The 3,092-nt window shown below is 47.1% G+C and carries 3 protein-coding genes; all 3 read right to left on the bottom strand.

Annotated elements, in window-relative coordinates; translation table 11 throughout:
• Window positions 1-249 precede the first annotated feature (249 nt).
• Window positions 250-1,431, bottom strand: coding sequence for an asparagine synthetase B family protein (locus tag ACP5P5_RS13295; RefSeq protein ID WP_428286600.1), 1,182 nt, complete (start codon window positions 1,429-1,431; stop codon window positions 250-252).
• 23 nt (window positions 1,432-1,454) lie between these two features.
• On the bottom strand, window positions 1,455-2,033 hold the full coding sequence (locus ACP5P5_RS13290) for an asparagine synthetase B family protein (RefSeq protein ID WP_428286599.1): 579 nt from the start codon (window positions 2,031-2,033) through the stop codon (window positions 1,455-1,457).
• A 60-nt stretch (window positions 2,034-2,093) separates the two neighbouring features.
• Window positions 2,094-3,092: glycosyltransferase family 4 protein (locus tag ACP5P5_RS13285; protein WP_428286598.1), on the bottom strand; the 999-nt coding region annotated here is incomplete at its 5' end.

Below are 3,092 nucleotides of genomic sequence, written 5' to 3'. Positions count from 1 at the left end.
AAACTTGGGTAACATCCGTTCCCGCTAACGCCCTCCATCGCCATTTTCTTAACGGCAACCGGATGAGGCCGATGGACGCACCCGAGCGGTTGGGCTTTCTTAGTGGTGAGTGTCCCCACCAACCAACCTAACTACTTTCCATTTCGGTTGGTGGTAAACCCACCGATAGCAGCAGGAAATGTTGATCAATGCTGCGGGACAGTTCAACCATTGTTCAGCAAAGACTCTAGCCCTATCTGGCTGTTCTCCTTAAAATGGTTTGGCCATTACAGCAGGACTGGCCAAATAGTACGCCCAAAAATGACTCCAGTGCAGGCGATGCCGCATTAACTGTTGCTGCATGGCTTTCAGCGTGGTATCACCATACTGCAGGGACATTTGTGCCATCCAGTCGCCAAACGGAAATACAAACCCCTGCTTCGGCCTATCCCAAACGGCTTGTGGCAATACCTCCTTAAATGCATCTATCAACAAGGCTTTGATTTGTTGCCGGCTATACCTGATCTCCGGTGCAATACTATACACCAAGTCCATTAATTGCTTGTCTAAAAAGGGTACCCGCACTTCTACACTATGCCACATGCTCATATAGTCGGTGTCTTTCAACAACTGATTCTGCATGTACCAATTGGTTTCGGCATAGCTCACTTTTTCCCCATCTTCTAAATATTGGGTAAAGGGCGGTACCGTAAAGCGATGAATACAATCCAATACCTCCTGCTCGGTACAATCTAATAACTGCGCTACCTGTGCCGGAATAAAAAATCCCCGATTGAATAAATAATACCCCAATACCGACTTAAACTGCAAAAAAGCAAAGCGTTTAAACCTTCCCTTGCCCAACAGACCGGTTAAGGCCAACATCCATTTGGGGGTATGCAAAGCAGCATCCATCATATTACTGCGATGAAAGGAGGGATAACCGCCAAATAATTCATCGGCGCCAATGCCACTCAATACGGCCGTTAACCCATATTCTTTGGCTTTTTTGCTAATGAAATAGGCATTAATGCCATCGGTACTGGGCTGGTCCATGGCCTGTAAAATATCGGGGAGACTTTCCTGAAAATCATGTTGGGTAATCACAAACGACTGGTGATGGGCACCCGTTTTCTGTATGATGATATCCTGGTATTGCTTTTCAGAAAAAGCGGTTTCATCAAATACAATGGAAAGGGTTTTTAAACGCTCTTGCAATACCGGTTGTGCCAACAGGGTTAAAATGCTGGAATCAATGCCGCCGCTTAAAAATAAGCCCACGGGTGCATCGGCCACTAAGTGCTGCTCCACTGCACGGGTTACGGCACTGCGTACTTCCGCTACGGCTGCTTCGCGGTTGTATTGGGTGTATAAATAATAGCGGGTATGGTAACGTTGGGTGGTTTGTGTAGCAGAGGGCCAATGATAAGTGAAATAACTACCTTTCGCCAAGGGTATTACGTTGTGTAAGGTAGTCACCGGCTCGGGCAGGTGACCGAATAATAGAAATATTTGCGCCAATCGGTATTCTCCGGCCAATGGGGTTGCAAGGCTTTGAAGGCCCTTATTTCAGAGGCGAATACCAGTTGTTCTTCCGAAATGCTGTAATACAGCGGTTTTATCCCGGCATGGTCGCGCACCAATACCAGGTTTTGGATATTGAAATCAACAATAGCCAGCGCAAACATACCTTCCAGTTTGGCCCAGCAGTCGTTGCCCCAGGCCAGGTAGGCATAGAGAATCACTTCCGTATCCGTACCGGTATGAAAGGCATACCCCATGGTTTGTAAGGTGGAGCGCAATTCCCGGAAATTATAAATTTCGCCATTGAACACCAATACCACTCTGCCATCGGCACTGTGCATGGGCTGATGGCCGGCCGGAGATAAGTCTAACAACGATAAGCGCCGATGCCCTAAGGCGATATGATGGGTATCGTTCACATAAATACCTGCATCGTCAGGCCCACCCCGCTGCATGGCATCCCGCATACGAATCATATCAGCCTCTGAAGGTGTTTGGTAGCGATGAATCAGTCCGGCAATTCGGCACATAAGGGGGCAGGGTTTGAAATATTATAAAACAATATAAATAATAAATAAGTAATACTTATATTAATTTTTGGTTATCTCAGCAATAGCGGCCTGAACAGATTGGTGGTATTGCTGCCAGGTATATTGGGCAGCAATGGTTGCCGCTTGTTGGCCCATTTCTTGAATCCTATGTCTTTCGGCCAATAATTTTCGTATGGCGGCTTCCCAACTATCAAGCTCATCTACGGGCAGCACCCATCCGCCTCCTGTTGATACGGCATCTTTGGCACCCGTGGCTTCACTCACCAACACCGGCAAACCGGTTTGCATGGCTTCTATCACTACCATGGCCCAACTATCTAAATAACTGGGAAACACAAATACATCGGCTTCCTGAAAGTATTGGTTCATCAGTTCCTGAGAAGCATAAGCCATGTATCGAATGTTTGCCTGTTGCAATTGTTTCAACTGAATATTTCCACCTAAAGGTCCCACCAGGGTTAAACGTACCGGGGCATCGCGTAGTCTTTCCATGAGTTGCAACAACAACAAAATGCCTTTGCGCTCCGTAACGGTGCCGGCAAAAATGAGTTCCAACACGGCCCTTACCGGATATTGATTGCGTGGTTTAAAAATTTGGCGATCGGCCCCCAGGTGCATACACCGGATTTTGTGGGGGGATATTCCGGCTTGTACTAGGGTATTTTGTGCAAAACCGGATAGCACCCATATTTGGGCTGCCCGTTCGTATTCTGCCAACTTTATGTTGCACACTTTTTGAAATAGGGATGGCGAACCTGTAATGGCTGCAAAAAATGGATACTGTTGCCGCAATTGCGCAATATAACGGGGATGCACTTGCGCTAAATCTAAAATGCAATAGCCTCCATATTGTTGCACGGCCCCAAAACTTTTAAAAGCACTTTTTTCATACCCAATGAAAATGCACGGTTGATGGCGGGCTACCCAACGCGCTACCCATTGGTCGTGCAGGCGGTCTTCCCAAAAACTTCTGCGCTCTCCTTTAACCAAAAAACGGCCCAGCAAACTAAACAAGATGCCGGTCCAATGCAATTGCAC

Origin of the sequence: Hydrotalea sp., from assembly GCF_049968455.1 — a bacterium.
In the GTDB taxonomy this organism is placed as follows: domain Bacteria; phylum Bacteroidota; class Bacteroidia; order Chitinophagales; family Chitinophagaceae; genus Hydrotalea.
Note: the sequence above shows the minus strand (reverse complement) of the source record. Positions and strands in the feature narration are given on the sequence as shown.

Bases quoted from the DNA above. Each gene is read 5' to 3' on its own strand.
- ACP5P5_RS13290 (WP_428286599.1), bottom strand. From the start codon at position 2,033: ATGTGCCGAATTGCCGGACTGATTCATCGCTACCAAACACCTTCAGAG.